This window comes from Brevundimonas sp. FV1ps31S (assembly GCF_058681265.1).
In genome coordinates this window covers 1,958,303-1,980,314 of record NZ_CM178735.1, presented here as the reverse complement: position 1 = coordinate 1,980,314, position 22,012 = coordinate 1,958,303, and the positions used below count along the sequence as shown (strand labels likewise).

The following is a 22,012-nucleotide window of genomic DNA, read 5'->3' as shown; positions in this document are numbered from 1 at the left end:
CCATATTGCGGGATGGCACTGGCTTTCCTCCGCTAGCCGCGTCAAACTCACAACCCTGGAACAGGGTGACTTGCGCGTTTTGCTACATTCTGAGAATGAGGATTACGAAATGGGACGAACGGCGTCAATCAGGACCGCGCAGGTCGATGGGGAAGAAGAGATCGGCGCCAAGGCGTCCGGCAGTCAAACCCTGCTGCGTGGCCTGGACGTGATCGACGCCCTGGTCGACGGCCCGCTGCCGTTGACGGAATTGGCCGAGAAACTGGACCTGACCCGCAGCACGACCCACCGGCTGGCGTCCGCCCTGGTGGACCGCCGCCTGCTGTCGTTCCGGCCGCGCGAGGGCTACAGCCTGGGGGCCAAACTGCTGGAGCTGGGTCACGCCGCCAGCCAGCAGATGCATCTGCCGCGCGTCGCGCGGCCCTGGCTCGAACAACTCTCGGCCCAGACCGACGACACGGTGCATCTCGGGGTGCTCGACGGCCGCCATGCGCTGTATCTGGACAAGGTGCCGGGGCGGCGGCGGATCAACATCGGCTCACGTCTGGGCGAACGCCACCCGATCGCCTCGACCGGCCTGGGCAAGGCGCTGATCCTGGACAAGACCGAAGCCGAGTGGATGCAGTTCTACGCCCCGGAAGGCCAGCCGTTTGATTCGGCCCAGCGCGCCGTCTGGCTTGAGCGTATGCGCAGCTACGCCGAGAAGGGCTACGCCTTCGACCTCGAAGAGAATGAGGACCAGATCCGCTGCGTCGCCGCCCCGATCCGTTCGGTGAACGGCCAGGTGGTCGCCGCCCTCAGCGTCTCCTCGGCCGCCCAATACATGTCCGACGAACGGATGGCCGACCTGACCCGGACGGTCACCAGCGCGGCGAATGCGATCAGCGCCGAACTGGGCTGGACGCCCCAATCCTGAACCGAAACAGCCCTGGAGACCCCATGCTGCTCAAAGACAAAGTCGTTCTCGTCACCGGCGGAACGAGAGGCATCGGGGCCGCCGTTGCGGTGGAAATGGCCAGACAGGGCGCCGACGTGGCGATCAACAGCCATGCCGGTGGGGACGCCGTCGACGCGGTCGTCGCTGCGGTCGAGGCGCACGGTCGACGCGCCCTGTGGGTCGAGGGGGACGTCGCCCTGCCGGAAACGGCGACGGCCTTCGTGCAGGCGGCGGTCGACGCCTTCGGCAAGGTGGACGTCCTCGTCTCCAACGCCGGAATCTGCCCGTTCCACGCCTTCCTCGACATGCCGGTCGAGGTGTTGAAACGGACGATGGAGGTCAATCTCCACGGAGCCTATTTCATGACCCAGGCGGCGGCGAACCAGATGGTGAAACAGGGACAAGGCGGGGCGATCATCGCCATCAGCTCGATCTCCGCCCTGGTCGGCGGCGAGTTCCAGACCCACTACACCCCGACCAAGGCGGGGGTTCACAGCCTGATGCAATCCTGCGCCATTGCGCTGGGGCGGCACGGCATCCGGTGCAACTCGGTCCTGCCGGGGACCATCCTGACCGACATCAACAAGGACGATCTCGCCGATCCCGCCAAGCGCCGGTACATGGAGGGGCGGATCCCGCTCGGCCGCCTTGGCCAGCCCGAGGACATCGGCGGCGCAGTGGCCTTCCTGGCCTCGGACATGGCGGCCTATGTCACCGGCGCGGCGCTGCTGGTGGACGGCGGCGCCTTCGTGAACCTCCAATAGGATCGGCTGCGGTTCGAGATGATCATCTCTTCGCCCGACGACTATCGCGAGGCCGCGCGTCGCAAGCTGCCGCCCTTCCTGTTCCACTATATCGACGGCGGCGCCTACGCAGAGCAAACGCTGAGGCGCAACGTCGAGGATTGGCGAGCCATCGCCCTGCGCCAGCGGGTGCTGCGCGACATGAGCGCGCTGAGCCTGGAGACGCGGCTGTTCGACGAGACGCTTCGCCTGCCCATCGTTCTGGCGCCCGTCGGCCTCACCGGCATGTACGCACGTCGCGGCGAGGTCCAGGCGGCGAAGGCGGCGGCCTCCCGTGGCGTGCCCTTCACCCTGTCCACCGTCTCGGTCTGCGCGATCGAGGAGGTGGCGCCTGCGATCTCGCGGCCCATGTGGTTCCAGCTCTATGTGCTGAAGGACCGCGGCTTCATGCGACATGCGCTTGAGCGCGCGCGGGCGGCGGGGGTGAAGACCCTGGTCTTCACCGTCGACATGCCCACCCCCGGCGCCCGCTATCGCGACGCCCATTCGGGCATGAGCGGGCCCCGCGCAGCCCTGCGCCGCATGGTCCAGGCCATGACCCATCCCGCCTGGGCCTGGGATGTGGGCTTGCGCGGAACGCCGCACGACCTGGGCAACGTCTCGGCCTTCCTGGGCAAGCCGACCGGACTGGCGGATTATATCGGCTGGCTCGGCGCCAATTTCGATCCGTCGATCTCGTGGAAGGATCTCCAGTGGATCCGCGACGATTGGGACGGTCCGATGATCATCAAGGGCGTCCTGGATCCTGACGATGCGCGCGAGGCGGTGCGCTTCGGCGCCGACGGGATCGTGGTGTCGAACCACGGCGGGCGCCAACTGGACGGCGTCCTCTCCTCGGCGCGCGCGCTTCCCGCGATCGCTGACGCGGTACAGGGCGATCTGCGCATCCTGGTCGATTCAGGCGTCCGCAACGGGCTGGACGTGGCGCGCGCCCTGGCCCTGGGCGCCGACGCCGTCATGCTGGGCCGCGCCTTCGTCTACGCCCTGGCGGCTGGGGGGGAGGCGGGGGTCGTGAACCTGCTCGACCTGCTCGAGAAGGAGTTGCGCGTGGCCATGACCCTCACCGGCGCCAAGTCGATCGCCGCGATCGACCGAACCCTGCTGGCGGAATGACTGCGCCGCCCAGCGCCCGACCAGGGCCAGGTTGCGTCTTTTGTCTCAGCATGTAGAAGTGTTTCCCAAAATTACGGGAGTACGCTTTATGAGATCGGTTTTCGTCCGTTCCTTGGTCGCCTTGGGCGCCCTGACCGCCGCCGGCCTTGCGAGCGCGGGCGCCCAGGCTGAGGTTCTGCGCCTGAACACGCCTGCAGTCGGGCTGATGATCGACCGGATCGGCGCCCTGCCGGACGCGGAACGCGGCGTGTGGGCGGACTATCTGGCCCGTTCGCAGGCCCAGCATCTCGCGGACCGGGCGGCCCTGGCCGCCGAACTGCCCCCTGGCGCGACGCCGCCCCCGCCGCCCCAGGCGGTCGGCCCCAGTCACTACAATATGCCGCTGGACCGCCCCTCGGACTGGTATGGCACGGCGGAAGCGCGCGCGATCGCCGACGCCATCGTCAGCTTCCAGACGCCCGCAGGCGGCTGGAGCAAGAATCAGGACCGCAGCATCGCACGTCTGCCGGGGCAGCGGTTCTCGAACGACGCCGAGACCATGGAGCAGAACCCGGCCAACTTCGATGCGCCCGCCGACCGGTTCTGGACCTTCGTCGGCACCCTGGACAACGAGGCGACCTGGAGCGAGATGCGGTTCCTGGCCAAGGTCGCGGCCCACGCTCCTGGAGCCGAGGGGGAGGGCTGGCGGGCCAGCATCGTCCGGGGCGTCCACTATCTGCTGAACGCCCAGTATCCCAACGGCGGCTGGCCCCAGATCTGGCCGCTGGAAGGCGGATTCCATGACTCCATCACCTTCAACGACAACGCCGTCGCCAACGCCGCCATGCTGCTGCGGGACGTGGCCCATGGACGCGAGGGCTTCGACTTTGTCCCCGCCGGTCTGAAGGCGCGGGCCGCCGAGGCGACCAAGAAGGCCGTTGACGTGATCCTGGCGGCCCAGGTGCGCCATGGCGACCGCCTGATGGGCTGGCCCCAGCAGATCGAGCCGATGCGTCTGGTTCCGACCAGCGCCCGCAACTACGAACCCCGATCCATCGCCAGCGGCGAGACCACCGACATCCTGATCTTCCTGATGCGCGAGCCGGACCCGTCGCCCGAGGTCAAGGCGGCTGTGCGGGGCGCGGCGGCCTGGCTGGAGTCGGTCCGCGTCTACGACAAGTCGTTCGAGATGACGGACCAGGGCCGCAAGCTGATCGACAAGCCCGGCGCCGGCCCCCTCTGGTCGCGGAACTATGATCTGGTGACGGGACAGCCGATCTTCGGCGACAAGGACCAGACCATCCACGACGACGTCAACGAGATCTCGATCGGCCGGCGCAACGGCTACTCGTGGTGGATCGCCTCGCCGCAGAGGGCGTTGGACCTCTACGCCGCCTGGGCGGCGGAGAACGGCTGATCGCGAAGCCGCGACGCGTCAGATCACGCCAGGTTCTCTCGCGAGCCGATCCCGGACACTGTCCTGGCGATTTCGTCGAACGCGGTCTTGCCGTCGTCTGAAACTCCATGTCAGTCTCACGACATGGGGGTTTCAGACGAAACGGCGATCTGGCTCGCGCGGCGCGTGTTGCCACATGAGCCTGCGTTGCGCGCATGGCTGCGACGGGGGGCTTCGCCCGCCGATATCGACGATATTGTCCAGGAAACCTACGCCCGGCTTATCGGCGTCGCCGATGTCAGCGCCATTCGGAATGTTCGAGCCTATCTGTTCCGCACGGCCCAGTCCGCTGCGGTCGATCGTCTGAGACGAAAGAACGTGGTGCCGCTCGACGCCGTCGCCGACATCGACAGGCTGCGGGTGGCGGCCGACGCTGTGACGCCCGAAGATGAAGTGGTGGGCCGCAACGAACTCCGCCTTCTGGCGAGGATGATCGAACGCCTTCCCGACAAGACCCGCCGCATATTTGTCTTGAGCCGGGTTTCGGGCCATTCGCAGAAACAGATCGCGCAGGAGACTGGATTTCCCGAAAGCACCGTCGAGAAGCACATCGCCAAGGCGTTCGTTCTATTGATGGCCGCATACGCCGATGGAGGATATGATGCCCCGGATGCGTCAAGGTTGCGGAATGAGCGGATCGGACGAAGGGCGGATGTCGGAGACGGAAACGGCTGAGGAAATCGATCGCCGCGCGGCTGCATGGGCCGCCCGCCTGGATCGTGAGGCCTTTTCACTTGCGGATCAGCGCGATTTCGACGCCTGGGCTTCGCAGGACGCGCGCCGTCTCGGCGCCTTCGCGCGCGCGCGCGCCGTCGCCCTCCATTCCCGACAGGCGGCGGCCCTGCGAGGCGGCCCCGTCGTCGAGCAACCCGTGGTGGCGCGGCGATCCCTGCTCGCAGCCGGGGTCGCTGTGGCGATGTTGAGCGGCACGGGACTGGCCGCCGCCTACTGGCGCCGGTCGCAACGCCTCGACACCGCGCGCGGCGAAGTCCGGGCGGTGTCCCTGGACGACGGCAGCAGGGTCACGCTCAATACCTCGTCGCGTGTCAGCGTCCGCTATACCCGGTCGGTCCGCGAAGTCGTCCTGATGTACGGCGAGGCTCTGTTCGAGGTCGCCGTCGATCCCGTGCGCCCGTTCGTGATGCGCGCGGCCGGAGCGGTGCTTACGACCTATGACGGGTCCTTTTTGCTGAAACGCCTGAACCAGGCGCCGTTCGAGGTGGCGGCGCTGGCCGGATCGGCCCATATGCGCGTCGGACGCGACCAGGCCAGAATTCTGACCGCCAACCAATTGGTCAGCCTCGGCGCGAGCGACGCTCCGAGCAGCCTTTCGCTGGATGCGCGCCACATGGACCGGCGTCTGGCCTGGCGCGACGGCAAGATCGAGTTCCACGACGACAGCCTTCAACGGGCAGCGGCCGAGTTCGCACGTTTCAGCGGAGCCCCTATCGAACTCGCGGATCGCGAGGTGGCGGAAATGAAGATCACCGGCCTGTTCGATGCGAACGATCCCGACGCCTTCGCACGGGCGGCGGCCCGCAGTCTGAATCTGCGTGCTGAAATCAGCTCGACCCGAATTCTTCTCAGTCACGGTTAAATATTTTCCGGACGCTGGAGGATTCCGGCGTCGCCCCCCGTCTTGTCTATGGCCGGTGCGCCGGCGAACATGGATAGTTGGATCGGGGGATCTTATGGTGTCGTGGAAACGACGGTTGGCGGCGAGCGTGGCGGGGGCTGTGCTTGTCGCAGCGGCGCACGGGGCTGCGGCTCAAGTCAGACAGTTCGACGTGGCGGCCCAGCCGCTGGCGCAGGCCATTCCGGAGCTGGCGCGGCAGGCGGGGGTGACGATATCGGCGCCCACCGCTCATCTCGCGGGCCGGGCGGGGCCCGCGATCTCGGGCCAGATGGATGTCGAAGATGCGCTTGACCGACTGCTCGAGGGCACCGACCTTTACGTCGCCTCGCGCGAGGGATCGACCATCATCCTGCAGAAGCGGAGCCCCGGCGCAGGCCGCGCCGCCGAGGTTGACGAAGTCGTGGTCGTCGGCAGCCGGATCAGGGGCACGCGCATAAACGAGGCCTTGCCGGTCACGGTTGTCGATCAGTCTGATCTGGATGCGATCGGCGCCACCGACGGTGACGATCTTTATCGCTCCATCGCCCAGATGGGCGACGTTGGCTTCAACGAGGCGGACAGCGACAACGGCGGCATCAATAATGCGCGGGGCGACGTGGCGTCGATCGACCTGCGGTCCATCGGCACCGGCAATACGCTCGTGCTGCTGAACGGTCGCAGGCTGGTCCCGCATCCCGGCACGCAGATCGAAAACTATGTGCCGGTGCAGACGGTCAACACCAACGCCATTCCCACCTTCGGCCTGCGTCGGGTCGAGGTTCTGGCCGATGGAGCCGCGGCGCTTTACGGCACCGACGCCGTGGCCGGCGTCGTCAACAACGTCTTGCGGGACAATTTCGAAGGCCTCACGGCTCAGGCCGCCATGGGTCACGACGAAGGGGGAATGGAGGAATATTCCTTCGATTTCCAGGCCGGCAAGGACTTCAACAACGGTAAGACCAATGTCTCCGTCATGGGCAGCTACCTGACGCGGGATCCGCTCTACATCTGGGAACGGGACTATGCGACCGTCGCCGGACGCGTGGCGGCGTTCAACGGCCGAGCGTCCGGTCTCGACTATGAGACCTACAGCACGATCACGGCCTGGGCTGAAGGCATAAAACTGGATCCGACGACCTACAAGAACGCGGGCACCACGACACGCGTCAACGGCACGACCCTGACATCGACGGCCGGAACCTTCCATGTCCAGCCCAGCACCAACGCCGGGTGCATCACCAGCGCCTATACGACGGGCACCTGTTTCGACAATTCCACGCTTTCGACGACGAGCGAGGACAATAATCTTCGATATGATCTCGATTCGATGCGTACGATCGGTTCGGCGGTGGATCGCGCCAACCTGTTCACCTTCGTCAACCACAAGTTCGACAACGGCGTCGAGTTCTTCGGCGAACTGAGCTATTACTGGGGCGAGACTTGGTCGCAGCGGCAGCAGGACACGCCGCTTGACACCCAGCGCGTGCTCATGTCGCCGACCGCCTACTGGAACCCGTTCGGCGCCACCGGCGTGACGGCCCGCCTGAGCGGGCTTACCGGGGTGCCGACGAGCGGCTCGGCGATCCAGATCCAGGACTACCGTTTCGCCGACCTGGGCTATCGGGAAGTGGAGGTCGAGAACGTCACGACCCGCTATCTGGGCGGCTTGCGCGGCGAACGCTCCGGTTTCGATTGGGAAAGCGCCTTGCTCTACAGCAAGGCTGAAACCACCGACGAAATGGACGGCGTCAGCATGACCCTGCTCCAGGACGCGATCAACGGGACGACCTCGGACGCCTACAATCCTTTCGTGGGTGGCGACCTGACCAATCCCCAGGACGGCGCGACGGGGCTGAACAGCCAGGAGACGATCGACAGCTTCATGGTCAAGGTATACCGCGAGGCCGAAACCGAACTGATGCAGTGGGACTTCAAGGTCTCCAAGGGCGATTTCTACCCGGTGCCGGGGGGATACATCGGTCTGGCTGCGGGGGTTGAGGCGCGTCGGGAAACCTTCGCCGAAGATCGCGATCCGCGTCTGGATGGAACCATCACCTTTACGGATCTGGCCGGCGCCGTCTCACAGAGCGACGTCATGGGGGTGTCCTATACGCCGGACAGCTCCGGCGCGCGCAACGTCTATTCGGCCTTCCTGGAATTGGCCGTTCCGGTCATTTCACCGGAGATGAACATCCCGCTGGTGCAGTCCGTCGATGTCCAGATCGCAGGACGCGTGGAGAACTACACCCTGTTCGGAACGGTCGGCGCTCCGAAGGTGGCGCTGGCCTATCGTCCGACCTCCTGGCTGATGTTCCGCAGCGCCTGGTCGGAAGGCTTCCGCGCGCCGAACCTGCTGCAACTCTACCAGCCGGATTTCGAGCGTTCCAACAGCCGGCGTGACTACGCCGCCTGTGCGGTGCAACTGGCCATCGGCGCGATCCCGACCCTGACGACCAGCAACGATTACTGCACCAGCGAAGACCGCATTGAAAAACGTTCGGGAAACAAGGACCTGAAGGCGGAGAACTCCGAAAACATAAGCCTGGGCGTGGTGTTCGAACCCGAGCTCTGGTCCGACCGGTTCGGCGACCTGACGCTGACCGTCGATTACTGGAAGATCCATCAGGAGGACCTAGTCGGGATTTTCGGCGGTACCAACCAGCTGATCATGGACTATTATCTGCGTCAGATCGGCAGCTCGAACCCCAACGTCGTCCGGGCCGATCCCGACGCCCAGCAGATCGCCGACGCTGCGGCGGCCGGCCTCGCACCCGTGGGCGACCTGTTGTCCATCAAGGACGACTACATGAACCTTCAGCCGCGCGAGTCCGAAGGTCTCGACTTCCGCCTGTTCTACACGCTGCGCGACACCCCGGTGGGCGACTGGCGCCTCAGCCTCAATGCAAGTCAGAAGCTGAAACTGTATCAGGAGGCCAGCGAGCAGCATCAGATCCTGCTGGACGCCCTGGCCGACGGCACGATCGCGGGGGTGACGGTCGGCGGCGTGGAAGACCTTATCGGGCGAAACGGTCGGCCGGAATGGAAGTTCACCGCGTCCTTGACCTGGAATCTGGGCCAGTGGACCTCCGGCTGGTACACCAGCTACGTCTCCGACTTCATCGACACCAGCGCCACCTATGTGGATACCGACGACTACTGGGTCGTGGACGAGTGGCTGACCCATAACCTCTACGTCCAGTATGAGTTCGACAGAGGCGGCCCGCTGGACGGTGCGCGCGTCCGCGTCGGCGCGCGCAATCTCTTCGATGAGGATCCGCCGCTGGCGGACGAGCGGTTCGGTTACACCGGCAGCGTCCATTCCAATCGTGGCCGCTGGTGGTATGCCAGCATCCGCAAGTCCTTCTGACGAAAGGATCAGGCGGCGCCTCCCGCGCCGCCTGATCATTCCGGGAGCCTGCCATGCACCCCCTCGCGCCTTCGGTCGGGCTTGTCCGGCCGGTGCGGACGCTCGTGCGCCTCTGGTTCGCCGCACCCTTGTGGCGACGCATCCTGTTCGGCCTGGTTCTGGGCGTGTGCGCAGGCGCGGTGCTGGGAGAGCGCGCCCAGGATCTGAAATGGATCGGCGATCTGTTCGTGCGCCTGATCCGGATGCTGGTGACGCCGCTGGTCTTCGTCACCGTCGCCGCCGGTGTCGCCTCCATGTCCGATTTGGCGCGCCTCGGATCCGTCGGTCTGAAGACCGTCCTGCTGTATGTCGGGCTGATGCTGATCGGCGCGGCGATCGGCCTTGCGATCGGGGAACTGGTTCGGCCCGGCGTGGGCGTCGACCTGGCGGGCGTCGTGCCGGCGCCGCCGGCCGAAGCGCAGGACCTGGGCGCGGCCCTGATGAATCTCGTGCCGCTGAACCCGATCGCCGCCATGGCCGCTGGCGACATGAGCGGCGTCATCGTCTTCGCCCTGCTTATCGGCGGCGCGCTGCTGACGACGGGCGAGGAGGGGCGGCCGTTGCGGCGGGGCCTGGAATCCGCGTCTGAGGTGCTGCTGCGCGTGGTCCGGTTCGTGATGGAACTGGCGCCGTTCGGCGTCTTCGCCCTGATCGCCTGGGTGATGGGCTCCAGCGGTCCCACGGCCTTCGTCAGCGTCTTCCGGCTGGCCTTCTGCGTCCTGCTGGGCGCAGTCGTACAGATCTTCATCGTGCACGGAGCCGTCTTGCGGCTGTTGGCGCGCGCGCCGGTCCTGCCCTTCTACCGCGGCGTCGTAGACGTCATGGTCGTGGCCTTCTCGACCGCGTCCAGCGCGGCGACCCTCCCCGTGACCATGCGGGCGGCGCTGCGCAATCTCGGCGTCAGCCCGGCCATCGCTTCGACCGTTTTGCCGCTGGGTGTGACGCTCAGCATGGACGGCACCGCTCTCTATGTCGCCTTGCTGGCGGCGTTTTCGGCCCAGGTGTTCGGCGTCGCCCTGGGCCCGGCCGACTATCTGGCTATCATGGCGGTGACCGCCCTGGTGGCTCTGGGTGCGGCGCCGGCGCCGTCCGCCTCCCTGTTCCTGCTGGCTGCGGTCCTGTCAGTGATCGGTCTGGGGCCCGACCAGACCGCTCTGATCGTCGGCTTCCTCCTGCCGTTCGACCGGCCGCTGGACATGATCCGCACCGTCCCGAACTGCACCAGCGATCTGTCCGTGGCCGTGGCCGTGGCCCGGATGGAGGGGGAGCTGAATCTTGAAACCTACAATGAAAGGCCGCTCGAATGATCCGTCGTCAGCGTCTTCTCCCGGCGCTCGTCGCCGGCCTCCTGGCCCTGGCTCAGGGTGCTCAGGCGCAGGACCGACCCCAGGCGCTGCTGAACTATGAAGCGGTCCACCATCCGGTGATCTCGACCACCGGTCTGGTGGTCAGTCAGAACGATATCGCCAGCCGGGTCGGGGCCGAAATACTCGCGAAGGGCGGCAATGCGGTGGATGCGGCGGTGGCGACGGGGTTCGCGCTGGCCGTCACCCTGCCGCGCGCCGGGAATCTGGGCGGCGACGGCTTCATGCTGGTCTATGTGGCGGCCGAGGATCGGACCTATGCGCTCGACTATCGCTCCACCGCTCCCCTGGCGGCGCGGCCCGCCCTGTATGATCAGGCGCCACAGGACGCCCGCTACGGCTATCGCGCGTCCGGCGTGCCGGGCACGGTGGCCGGACTGGCGCACGCCCATGCGCGCTGGGGGCGACTGCCGTGGGCCGACCTGATCGAGCCGGCGCGGAGGCTGGCGGCCGAAGGCGTCACGCTGAGCCATGACGCGGCCTACGCCCTGTCCTGGTCGAAGGACCTTCTGAATCGCTGGGAAGCGGGTCGTCGCATCTTTCTCCAGCCCGATGGCGCCCCCTTGCGCGCGGGCGACGCCCTAGTGCAGACCGACCTGGCCTGGATCTTGGGCGAAATCCAGCGCGACGGCGCCGACGCCTTCTACAGAGGGGCTGTCGCCGACCGGATCGTGGCCGCGATGCAGACACAAGGCGGCCTGATCACCCATGAGGATCTGGCCCGCTACCGGCCCGTCGAGCGGGCGCCGATCGAGACCGACTACCGCGGCCATCGCGTCGTCACCATGCCGCCCTCCAGCGCCGGCGGCGTCATGTTGCTGGAGCTGCTGAACCTCGTCGAACGTTTCGACCTGAAGGCCATGGGGCCGGACACCGCCGCCAGTCTGCATGTGATGTCCGAGGCGATGAAACTGGCCCAGCTGGATCGCACCCGCTACATCGGCGACCCCGACTTCAGCCGCCTGCCGACGGCACAGCTGACGTCCCAGGCCTATGCCGACGGCCGCTCCGCCCTGATCTCCACCGACGGCGTCCTGACCGCGCCCAGACTGGTTCCGGGCGATCCGTGGGAAGTCGAAGGGATCGACACCACCCATTTCTCGGTCGTGGACGGCGAAGGCAATGCGGTGTCCAACACCTATACCCTCGGCTCATCCTTTGGATCGGGCGCGGTGGTCGACGGCGCGGGCTTCCTGCTGAACGACCAGATGAAGAACTTCAATCGTCGAATGGGGCCGGACGGCCGCCCCGTCACCGCGAACGGGATGGAGCCGGGCAAGCGGATGATCTCCACCATGGCCCCGACCCTCGTGTTCAAGGACGGTCGCCCCTGGCTGGTCACCGGCACGCCCGGCGGATCGACCATCCCCAACAGCCTGTTTCAGCTGATCGTCAATGTCGTCGATCACGGAATGAACATCGCCGAGGCGACCACGACGCCGCGCGTGCATCAGGACGGGGCGACCGGCGAGCTTCAGGTCGAGTCGGGCCTGAACCGCGACACGATCCGGCTGCTCGAGGCCCTGGGCCACGAGGTCGAGGTCGGACAGACGATCGGCAGCAGCCAGTCGATCCTGATCGGGAACGGCGTGCTGATGGGCGCGGCCGATCCCCGCCGGCCGGATTCAGCGGCGGTCATCCCCTGAGTGGAACCCCAAGTCCGTCCTTATGGAGAACAGGATGATGAAACGACTGATGATGGCGACCGCCGCCGCGGCGATTGTGGTCGCATCCACGCCGGCCTCCGCCCGTCAGGACGCAGCGACGCCGCCGGCGACCGAACAGACTGTCGGCGAGCGGATCGTGTTTCGCAGCATGGACGAGCCGCGCACCGAACTGGTCGGCTATCTGTTTCGGCCTACGGGGCCGACGCCGGAAGGCGGAGCCCCGGCCGTCGTGCTGATGCACGGCCGGGGCGGCGTCTATTCGTCCCTGGCTGACGGAGTCTATGAGGCGCGGACTTTGACTTTGCGGCTGAAGTTCTGGGCCGACTATTGGGCTGACCGAGGCTATTACGCGCTTGTGGTCGACAGCTTCGGGCCGCGTGGCTATCCGACCGGGTTCGCGGCGGGAACCTACAGTTCCCGACCGCCAGAGATCAACGAGGTGACGATCCGGCCGCTGGACGCCTATGGCGCGCTCCGGTTCCTGCGCGGTGTGGACGGGGTGGCGGACGATCGTATTGGCGTGATGGGCTTCTCCAACGGCGCCAGCACCGTCCTGGCTGCGCTGGCGGACGACAAGCCCGGCGACATGCGGCGGATCGGCTTCCGGGCAGGGCTCGCCCTATACCCGGGCTGCGGCCTGCAGGGCCGGTTCCGGCAAGCCTACAAGACCTATGCGCCCGTCGAAGTCTTCATCGGCACGGCCGACAAGGAGGTGTCGCCCGAGAGCTGCCGGACGTTGGTTGATCGCGCGCAGGCGGCGGGCGCTCCGGTGAACCTGACCCTCTATCCGGATGCGGCCCACGGCTTCGACGATCCCAGCCGCAGCCGGCAGGCGGTCGCCGCCAGTGCGTCGGCCACCCACGACCTTCGCAGTCGGGTTGATCGCTTCTTCGAGGTGCAACTGGCTTTCCGCTGACTTCGGATCGAAGCGGGGAGGGGCGTCAGCGTCAGGCTGACGCCCCTTTTTGTGTCAGGATCCCGGCGCGGTCGCCGGGCCGTAGAACAGGGCGTTGAACAACAGACGGACTGAAGCGCGGGCCTGGGCGCGATTGATGACGTCCGGCCCCAGGATGATCAGCCGCCCCTGGCCCATTGGCGCATCCACCACGGCGCCGGCGCCGGCCAGCTTCTCCGGACCGATGGCCCATCCACTGGCTACCACGGCAGGCGACGGATAGCGGACGGCGACCCGCGCATTCCCCCGCGCCGTGAAGGCGGCGTTCTCGTCGAAGAAGACATTCAGTCGGGCCGGGAGGCCATAGGCCAGCGGGTCGGCGGGATCGACGTCCACAGCCAGCAAGGCGCCGGGGATGAAGAATTCGGTGGAGGGCAGGGGCTTGTTCGCGGTCGACAGGACGTCGTCGATCGGGGCGCCCAGGGCCAGGGCCAGTGTGTGGGCCGAACCGGCGGTGACGATCGCGCCCCCGGCCTCGGCGAAGGCGGCGATCTGGGGCAGGGTGCGTTCACGGGTGATGTCGCCCAGCCAGGGACGGAAGGCTTCGGGAATCGTCTCCGGCGCGGGCTGCCTGCGGCCGTCGCCGTTCGGGAAGTCGGCGGGCAGCAGGTCGGGCGCGAAGACGAGGACGTCGAAATCCGTCTTCAGGTCGCCGGCGTCGAGACGCTGGGGATAGACGACCTCGAAGGGGAATTCGAACTGCTCCAGCAACCAGCGGGTCCAGCCGGCGGACATGGAGCCGCCATAGCGATCCACCAGGCCGATCCGCACCGGCTTCAGCGCGATGGACTGGCCGTCGGGGGCGCGCGACACGGCCTCGGCGTTCAGGCCCAGTTCGGCGGCGGCCTGTTCGACCAGGGCGCGGGAGGTGTCGGTTGCGGGAATCCACAGCGCGCCCGGCGCCAGGGTCCGGCCGCCGGACCGCACCTCGGCCTTCTGCCAGAAGACCGGCTGGCCCGCCTTGAGCAGCCGGTTGGTCAGGATGAAGCCGTTGACCTGGGCGTGGTCGACAATGAAGCCCGCGTCTCCCCGTTCCGAGATACGACCGGCCGGGGTGGCGATCAGGTCGGGCATGCGCTCGAGCGGCGCCTCGAACGGATCCAGAATCCGGTCGAACTCCACCCCCATCTGCAGCGCCAGCGTATAGCCGGTGGCGTCATAGGGCAGGGCCGGGGGACCGCCGGGATACTGCAGGTCGTGCGGATGGTCCTGCGGCTCGAACATGTCCAGCACATGCGGCCGATAGGCTTGGTTCGTCCGTACGACGAAGGAGCCGGCCGGATAGGACTTCCCGGCGACGGCGAAGCTGCGGGTGGCGCGATCGACGTCCACCCCGGTCTTGATCAGGCTGTTGAGGAAGGCGACTGCGGTCGGCAGATCGGCCTGGTCCGCCGGGATGACATAGGCGCGCGGATCGCGCAGCGCCGGGTCGTGCAACACCTTGTCGTACAGGGCGGGATCGACGGTGCGCCCGGTCTGACCCGCCGCCGCCTTAAGGGCTTCGATCCGGGACGGGGTGACGCGCCAGGTGTCGGTCTCGCCCCGGGCGATGGCGTTGGCGCCCATGCGCCAGATGTTGAACAGCAGCCGGTCGCGATTGCGCGATGCATAGTCCAGCACCGCGCGATTGATCGACAGCGAATAGTCGATCGATTGCCGGAAGCGCCAGGTCTGCGGCGCGATCGGGGCCGGTAGGTCGTTGCGCGGCAGCTGGTTGTCCGGAACCAGGGCGATGCGGCTGGGCGTCGGATGGCCGGTGATCTCCGTCAGCAGGCCGATGGAGTTATGGAAATAGGTGATCGACCGCTCCATCCCGTTGTTCCAGGTGGAGTATCGGGCGCCGCTGCGCATGGTCGCGCCGGGCTTGCCCTCAGCCACCAGACGGTTGTGCATGGCGGCGGCGACCTCCGACAGGGCGGTCATCGCCAGCGGGTCGTAGTTGTAGTTGAAGGGATCCCGGAACGGCGGCATGAACACGACCGTCCCGGCCGGCGCAGGCTGATGGTGGTTGTAGACGATCTGTGGGAACCATTCCCGGAACAACATCCGGTTGACGTTGGTCGTCTCCGTCATCGCCGACAGATAGTAGTCGCGATTATTGTCGTGGCCGACATAGGCCTGATACAGGCGCGGCAGGCTGGAGAACTCGCGCTTCTCCGGGTCCGCCTCGCGCATGTACCAGTCGGCCACCAGATCCCAGCCGTCCGGGTTCAGCGGCGCGAACAGGATGATGACGTCGTCCAGCACCCGCAGGGCCTCGGGATCCTCGGCCGTCAGCCATTCATGGACGGCGGCGATCAGGGCCTGGGGCGGCACGGTCTCTGTCGCGTGCAGCCCGCCGTCGATCCAGACGACGGCCTTGCCTTCGGCCGCCAGGGCCCGCGCCTCGGCCTCGTCGACGCCTTCGGCCTTGGCCAGGCGTCGGGCGATGTCGCGATAATGATCGAGGCGGGCGATGTTCGCCGGCGAGGAGACCGCGGCGACATACTGGGTTCGCCCTTCGGTCGTCTTGCCGATCTCCATCAGCTTCATACGATCCGACTGGCCGGCGAGCGTATGGAGATAGGCTTCGAACTGCCGGTAGTTGATCAGCTGATAGTCATCGCCGACGTCATGCCCAAACGCCTCCTGGGGCGAGGTGATGGGCCCCGGCTGGGCGGATGCAGACACGCCCGACAGTGCAGCGATGACCGCAAGCGCAGCGCAAACCCGTTTGAGCATTTTCTGTCTCCCCAAATAATCATCTACTGATCTAGACGCACGGCGATTCGCGCTTCCTCCAACAAACCCCGCGCATCCCTTGTAGAAAACACTTCGCACATATCGCCAGTATCGCCGCCCTTCCGCTCCGGGCTCATAGTCCGTCTGGCTAGATGGTCGTGCATCTCGGCGCCCCCGTGAGGCGCATGGCGGGGGATTGGACGCTTTCGCTCACTCGGCGCGCGCTGGCGGTCGGGTCTCGAAGGCGTCAGGTGTCCAGAATAGCGATTAGTCGAGGCCCGTCTTGCCCGGCGCCCAATAGGCCTTGGTCAACAGGCGCGTCGCCGGGACGTCGAGCGGTTTCAAGGCCCGGCGCAGACGCTGGATTGCGATAGACCGCCCGGTCAGGACAAATGTCGCGCCGCATCGCGCCCGAGCCGGCAACTCAGCCTCGATCTCTTCGAGGTGGCGATCGTCGGCCCGCCGCTCGATCAGACGTGAAGACCCGAACGCGAGGGCGTCGAGAAGGCGGCGGCTGTGGACGTGGTCGTTCACCTCGAAGACGAACTCGATGCTGTCGGCATAGGACTGCCGACGCATCGCCAGGGCGAGCCCGAACGTCGTCTCGTCCCCCAGCATGAGCACGGGGCTGGGAAGCCAACTGACGTCGAGCGAGGCGCGAGGACCGAATACGTCACAGGCGTCGCCTGTCTTCAGGCTGCTAATCCAGTCGCTGCCTGGTCCGACGCCATGGGCGTAGGCGAGAACGCGCGTCCGTCCCGCAACCGCGTCCCAATCGATGGGGGTATAGGTCCGGGCCACGAAGGCCGAGCCCAGCGCGATCTGGATCTTGTCACCCGGCGTCCAGTCCAGATCTTGAAACGCCGGGCTCTCCAGCGTGATCAGATGAAAGCCGCCGCCTAGGGCGTCGCAGGCGGTGACCGCCGCCCGCCGCATGAAGGCGCGGCGCAGCATGGCGCTGAGGCGGCTTTCCGCGCGGGGCTTCGCCATCAGAGCGCCTCCGCCCAGGCTGCGTCGGGCCGCTCGGCCGCTTGATGACGCCCGTCAGGGCATTCGGTGACAGGGCCGACGCTAAAACAACTCACGGTATGACCTTCTTGAGGGGGAGGCTTCTGGCGCCTCGACGGTTTCAGGCTCCGGGTGTAACGGGAGGCGATTTTGGCGTCATTCCGATGTCAGGACTGATTGTTATTCGTTTGCGCCAGCTATCGTGAGGCCGCCATTCCCATCCTGACAGACGAGTCGCTGGCGTCGGACTGGGTTGAGCCGGACGCCGTAGCGCGTCCGGTGGTCTGCTACGGCATCGCCTCGAGTGGACTGGGCGAGATCGAAATGGCGATGCACCACCATGAGAAGGGACAGGTTCTGTTCGTGCAGCGCGGCGCGCTCAGCGTCGAGGCTGAAGGCGGCCTCTGGATTGTGCCGCCGGGCAGCGCAGTCTGGGTTCCCGGCGGCGCCCTTCACGCCATCAAGGTGTCGGGCGCGCTTCGGGGGTGCAGCGCCTTCGTCGCGCCAGATATCGACGCTCGTCTGCCGACAGGCTGTTGCACCGTTGCGGTGACGCCGTTGCTGCGCGAACTCCTGATCCGTGCGGCTCATCTGCCGCTCCTTTACGAGGAAGGCGGCGCGACCTCGCGAATGATCGCGGTCCTGCTGGACGAGATCGCGGCGGCCAGACTCGAGGATCTGCATCTGCCCATGCCGACCGACACGCGGCTGCGCGCGATGCTCGAGCGGATGATGGCGAACCCTTGCGAGCGGGGCACGCTCGAGAGCTGGGCGAAGCAGGGAGGGATGAGCGAGCGCACTCTGGTCCGCCTGATCACTCGCGAGACGGGCATGAGTTTCGGACGATGGCGCCAGCAGCTCGGAATCATTCTCGCGGTCCAGTGGCTGGCTGACGGAGCCACAATCCAGCGGGTCGCTGCAGAGCTCGGTTACGAGAGCCTGCCCAGCTTTGTGACAATGTTCCGCAAGGCCGTCGGCACGTCGCCGGGGCGCTATATGGCTGAGCGACACCCCAGCCGACAGGGGCTGAGGGCTTGAACCTCCATCATCCAGCCAGTCGTTGCGGCCAGGCGAGGCCGGCATGCGCAAGCATCCCATGGGGACCGGTAATGAGCCTCAGGTTCAGGCGCGGAACCCTGACAGGTACCGCTCCAATCGGGCGGCGCGCAGCTTCAGCGGCGATCTGCGTCGCCGACGGCATTCGGAAGCCCCGTGGAGGTGCGGGCGTTCTGCTCAGAGCCGGAACAGGCCGAAGCCCCGCTGTCTGGAACGCGCGCCCGATACAGCCCGGCCGATGCGCCGGATGATGTCGCGCCCCTTGCCAATCCGCCCCGCGAACAGGACGAAGCCGTGGATCGTCCCCTTGATCCGCCATTCCCGGGCGTCGACGCCAGCGCGCTTAAGCGCCCTTGCATAGGCCGCGCCCTCGTCGCGCAAGGGATCTAACCCTGCGGTGATGACCACCGTGCGCGGCTGGCGCGAAAGCACTTCGGCCGACGCCAGCAACGGCGAAGCCGGAGCGGTTTCGCGGTCGTCTCCCGGAGAGAAATACTCCCTCTCGGCGCGGAGAATGTCGAACTCACGCAGAAAATATGCACCGTCGCCCAGCGTCTTGCGCGAGGCGAAGTCGGCGTGGGCGCTTGCGCTCGTCACGGGATAGACGAGGATCTGCAGCGCCACTGTGATCGACGTCTGCTGGCAGGCCGCCGCCGCCAGATGGCCGCCCGCGCTGTCGCCCGTCACCACGATCCGCGCCGGATCGCCGCCCAGCGGCCGGGCGTTGGCCGCAGCCCAGGCCATGGCCGCCAGACAGTCGTCCAGGGCCGCCGGATGCCTGTGCTCGGGCGCCCGGCGATAGTCGACGTCCACCACGACACAGTCGCCCGCTGCACAATAGGCCCGGCAGATCCGCGCATAGCCGTCGGGATCGCCCAGCACCCAGCCGCCGCCGTGGATATGCACCACCAGAGGCCGAAGCGGGCCCCTTGCGCCGCCGGGCGGCCAGTAGATCCTCACCGGCACCGGGCCATTGGGTCCTGGCGCAACATGATCTTCGATCCGGCCGACCGCGGCCGGAGGCGGTCCGTACAGCTCGGCGGCGATTTTCAGTCCCTGGCGCCGTTCATCGACGGTGGGTTCGGCCGGGGCGTCGGCGAAGTCCTTGGCCATGGCCGCCAGCAGCGCCGCCGTATCCGGCTCGACCCTGGGGCTTCCGGTACGGCCCATCTCAGAACTTGAACCCGACAGTCAGCCGCACAGTGCGCGGCGCGCCGAAATAGGCCAGCTGGTAGCCCAGCGAGTCAGACAGGTCGAAGCCCTGCTCGATATGCCGCTCGTCCGTCAGGTTCCGCCCGCCCAACTGGAGGAACAGGCGGTCGTCCCGATCATTCCAGCGCACGAAGGCGTCGATCAGCGTATAACCGTCCTGGGCCAGCGCCTCGCTGGACGAGACCGTCGGATAGACCTTGGAGCGGTAGGAGGCGTCCGCCCCAAAGGTCAACGCGCCGTTGGCGCCCAGGTCGGCGACATAGACGCCGCCCAGCCGCGCCGACCATTCCGGCGCATTGACCAGGTGGCGCTGGTCGCTGATGTCGATCCCGCCGGGGCCGACATATTCGTCGTATCGGGCATCCAGATAGCCGACCGTGGCGTTCAGCGTCAGTTGCGAAATCGGCCGGGCCGTCAGCTCCAGTTCCGCCCCGCGGATGGTCGCGGCGCCGGCGTTGGTGAACAGGGCGATGAAGCCTCCGCCGCCGTCGGCCGAGAAACTGGACAGTTGCAGATCGGTGTAGTCGTTCCAGAAGACGGCCATGTTGGCGACCAGACGCCGGTCCATCAGCATCGACTTCAGCCCCGCCTCATAGGCCCACAGGGTTTCGGGATCATACGGCGCGGCGCCGGAGGCGTCGTTGGCGCGGCCGTCGAACCCGCCCGACTTGAAGCCCCGGCTCACGCTGACATAGGCCATCACATCGTCCGAGACCGCATAGTCCAGCCCCAGCTTCGGCGACCAGGAATCCCAGCTGGCCGAGGTGTCGATGTCGGTCACCAGCAGGCCGGGATCGTCGCGCGCCGGCGGTTGGGTCAATGGGCCGTAGAAGGTCTGGGTGCGGCGGAAATCCTTGTCCTCATAGGTATAGCGCAGGCCCGCCGTCAGGCTGAGCCGTTCGGTCAGGTCATAGGTCGCCTGGCCATAGGCCGCATAGGAACGGTTGTGCTGATCGTTGATCGAGCCCGTGACAAGGCTGATGACGGGACCGAGCAGGCCCGAATAGGTCAGGTCGGTCTCGTCGAAATAAAAGACGCCGGCGACGGCGTTCAGACGCTCGCCGGCGTAAGTCAGCTGGAACTCCTGACTGAACTGGTGCTGGTCCTCGTCCACATAGACGCCGAACACGGCCAGCGGCGTGGCGTCGAGGTCCAGGTGGCTGGCGTAATCCATGGAACGCCAGGCGGTGACCGACTTGAACGACCAGAGGTCCGACAGAGCCCAGTCCGTCGTCAGGGCCGCTCCGAAGGTGTCGAGGGTGTTCAGGTCGTTGAAATCGGCGTCGACCTTGAACGGATCGGCCAGGGTGTTTGGATAGAGGCCTAGAACCGGCGTCGCCCGCGCCGGGGTCCGCGAGGTGTCTGGCCGATCGCGCGAGGCGTCGAGGTTCAGTCGGAACGACAGGTCGTCGGAGGGACGATACTCGAGCGAGACGCGACCCGCGACCTGATCCTTGTCGCCGTCATCCAGGCCAGTGAAGGCGTTGTCAGAATAGCCATCGCGCCGGGACAACGAAACGGCCGCCTTGCCCAACAGGGTGGCGTCGTCGTTCAGGGCCCCGCCCGCGCTGATCCGCGACTCGATCAGTCCATAGTCGCCGACCGAGGCCTCGGCCCGGCCGCCCCATTCGGCCGCCAGCGGGGTCGAGACGAACTTCACCGCGCCCCCGATGGTGTTGCGCCCGTACAGGGTGCCCTGCGGGCCGCGCAACACCTCGATCCGGTCCACGTCATAGACTGACAGGAAGGCCCCCTGGGCCCGGCCGAGATAGACATCGTCGATATAGACGCCAACCCCCGGGTCGGCGAAGGCCAGGCTGTCCACTTGGCCGACGCCCCGCAGATAGACGACGGCGTTGGCGGCGTCGCCTTCGTGAAGGGTCAGGTTTGGAACCGCGCCTTGCAGGGCGCCGATGTCGGACGCCTGCAGGTTCTCCAGCGCCTCTGACGACAGGGCGGTGACCGCCACCGGCACGTCCTGAAGCCGTTCCTCTCGCCGGCGGGCGGTGACGACCACCTCTTCCAGGGGCGAGGCCTGTTCGGTCGCCGACGACGCCTCTTGCGCGGCGACCGGCAGGGCGGCCAGCCCGATGGCGGAAACGCCGGCGAGCATGAGGGCGCGACGCGCGCCGCGAGTGGTGTGGATCGTCATAGTGTCCTCCCCCGGTCGCCGCTGACGGGCGATCTCGATGGGGCATCGCACCACGAAGCCGCAACGCCGACTAGCGAAGAGTTGCGCGCGAAACTGTCCGCAAAAGCTGCGCCCAGTCGTGATTTAGTCGCGTTTCAGCCTCGCTTCAGTCGAGCGCCGTCCGGATGATCTCGCGGGTGCGCTGCAGATGGCCGACCATCAGGGCTTCCAGCTTGGGTGTCGGCCGGACCAGGGCCGTCCTGCCGTCGTCTCCGGTTCGCTCCTTGACCAGAAAGCCGTCGTCCACGGCGCGTTTGATGCGCTCCTCGCGGGTGCGGTTGGACCCGCTCTTCATCTGCTGGCAGGCCTGGCTCATGGTCATGGGCCGGCCATTCCAGTTGGCGATCATACAGCCCACCAGCAGGTACCAGAACTCCTGGGTGAAATAGCCCGGCCGTTTCTCGAACGTCTCGTCCCAGTCCCGGGCATAGGCTTCCAGCGCCCTGGCCCAGACGATGAGTTCATCAGTGTCGCGCGACTCCATGGCCCATAGTCCCGAAACGGCGGACAATTTCCAGTCTTGCCTCCG

At 66.8% G+C, this 22,012-nt stretch carries 16 protein-coding genes; 11 read left to right on the top strand and 5 right to left on the bottom strand.

Annotated features, from left to right (window positions below; translation table 11 throughout):
• The first annotated feature begins 109 nt into the window (after positions 1-109).
• From ACVPT3_RS09350 to ACVPT3_RS09305, 10 genes are all read left to right on the top strand, one after another.
• The gene (locus ACVPT3_RS09350) at positions 110-916 is read left to right on the top strand and encodes an IclR family transcriptional regulator (RefSeq protein WP_492040642.1); all 807 of its coding nucleotides are present in this window, start codon (positions 110-112) and stop codon (positions 914-916) included.
• Between the two features lie 23 nt (positions 917-939).
• On the top strand, positions 940-1,701 hold the full coding sequence (lra1, locus tag ACVPT3_RS09345; protein WP_492040641.1) for an L-rhamnose 1-dehydrogenase Lra1: 762 nt from the start codon (positions 940-942) through the stop codon (positions 1,699-1,701).
• Positions 1,702-1,719: 18 nt separating this feature from the next.
• Positions 1,720-2,853, top strand: coding sequence for an FMN-dependent L-lactate dehydrogenase LldD (lldD, locus tag ACVPT3_RS09340; protein WP_492040640.1), 1,134 nt, complete (start codon positions 1,720-1,722; stop codon positions 2,851-2,853).
• Between the two features lie 88 nt (positions 2,854-2,941).
• On the top strand, positions 2,942-4,249 hold the full coding sequence (gene pelA, locus ACVPT3_RS09335; RefSeq protein ID WP_492040639.1) for a pectate lyase: 1,308 nt from the start codon (positions 2,942-2,944) through the stop codon (positions 4,247-4,249).
• Between the two features lie 123 nt (positions 4,250-4,372).
• Positions 4,373-4,963, top strand: coding sequence for an RNA polymerase sigma factor (locus ACVPT3_RS09330; RefSeq protein WP_492040638.1), 591 nt, complete (start codon positions 4,373-4,375; stop codon positions 4,961-4,963).
• Positions 4,941-5,885, top strand: coding sequence for a FecR family protein (locus ACVPT3_RS09325; RefSeq protein WP_492040637.1), 945 nt, complete (start codon positions 4,941-4,943; stop codon positions 5,883-5,885). The genes ACVPT3_RS09330 and ACVPT3_RS09325 overlap by 23 nt, the downstream gene beginning before the upstream one ends.
• Positions 5,886-5,979: 94 nt before the next feature.
• Positions 5,980-9,270, top strand: coding sequence for a TonB-dependent receptor (locus tag ACVPT3_RS09320; protein WP_492040636.1), 3,291 nt, complete (start codon positions 5,980-5,982; stop codon positions 9,268-9,270).
• Between the two features lie 53 nt (positions 9,271-9,323).
• Positions 9,324-10,616, top strand: a complete 1,293-nt coding sequence (locus ACVPT3_RS09315) for a dicarboxylate/amino acid:cation symporter (RefSeq protein ID WP_492040635.1) — start codon at positions 9,324-9,326, stop codon at positions 10,614-10,616.
• The gene (gene ggt / locus ACVPT3_RS09310; RefSeq protein WP_492040634.1) at positions 10,613-12,319 is read left to right on the top strand and encodes a gamma-glutamyltransferase; all 1,707 of its coding nucleotides are present in this window, start codon (positions 10,613-10,615) and stop codon (positions 12,317-12,319) included. Before ACVPT3_RS09315 ends, ggt begins: the two co-directional genes overlap by 4 nt.
• A 34-nt stretch (positions 12,320-12,353) precedes the next feature.
• Positions 12,354-13,256: a dienelactone hydrolase family protein gene (locus tag ACVPT3_RS09305; RefSeq protein ID WP_492040633.1), complete on the top strand. Its 903-nt coding sequence runs from the start codon at positions 12,354-12,356 to the stop codon at positions 13,254-13,256.
• A 54-nt stretch (positions 13,257-13,310) separates the two neighbouring features.
• Here the strand turns inward: ACVPT3_RS09305 and ACVPT3_RS09300 are convergent, their stop codons facing one another.
• Complete coding sequence (locus ACVPT3_RS09300; RefSeq protein WP_492040632.1) at positions 13,311-16,016, bottom strand: M14 family metallopeptidase; 2,706 nt, start codon at positions 16,014-16,016, stop codon at positions 13,311-13,313.
• Between the two features lie 267 nt (positions 16,017-16,283).
• Positions 16,284-17,006, bottom strand: a complete 723-nt coding sequence (locus ACVPT3_RS09295; RefSeq protein ID WP_492040631.1) for a siderophore-interacting protein — start codon at positions 17,004-17,006, stop codon at positions 16,284-16,286.
• A gap of 195 nt (positions 17,007-17,201) precedes the next feature.
• On the opposite strand from ACVPT3_RS09295, the gene ACVPT3_RS09290 reads away from it, so the two are divergent.
• Entirely contained in the window at positions 17,202-18,062 is an 861-nt protein-coding gene (locus ACVPT3_RS09290) for an AraC family transcriptional regulator (protein WP_492040630.1), read from the top strand.
• 195 nt (positions 18,063-18,257) lie between these two features.
• Here the strand turns inward: ACVPT3_RS09290 and ACVPT3_RS09285 are convergent, their stop codons facing one another.
• The 3 genes from ACVPT3_RS09285 to ACVPT3_RS09275 all read right to left on the bottom strand — a co-directional run bounded on the left by ACVPT3_RS09285 (position 18,258) and on the right by ACVPT3_RS09275 (position 21,994).
• Positions 18,258-19,250 carry an alpha/beta hydrolase gene (locus tag ACVPT3_RS09285; protein ID WP_492040629.1) on the bottom strand — a complete coding sequence of 331 codons (993 nt, stop codon included), beginning with the start codon at positions 19,248-19,250 and terminating at the stop codon, positions 18,258-18,260.
• Position 19,251: 1 nt separating this feature from the next.
• Complete coding sequence (locus tag ACVPT3_RS09280) at positions 19,252-21,444, bottom strand: TonB-dependent receptor (RefSeq protein ID WP_492040628.1); 2,193 nt, start codon at positions 21,442-21,444, stop codon at positions 19,252-19,254.
• A gap of 145 nt (positions 21,445-21,589) precedes the next feature.
• Positions 21,590-21,994 carry a hypothetical protein gene (locus ACVPT3_RS09275; RefSeq protein WP_492040627.1) on the bottom strand — a complete coding sequence of 135 codons (405 nt, stop codon included), beginning with the start codon at positions 21,992-21,994 and terminating at the stop codon, positions 21,590-21,592.
• Between the last annotated feature and the right edge of the window lie 18 nt (positions 21,995-22,012).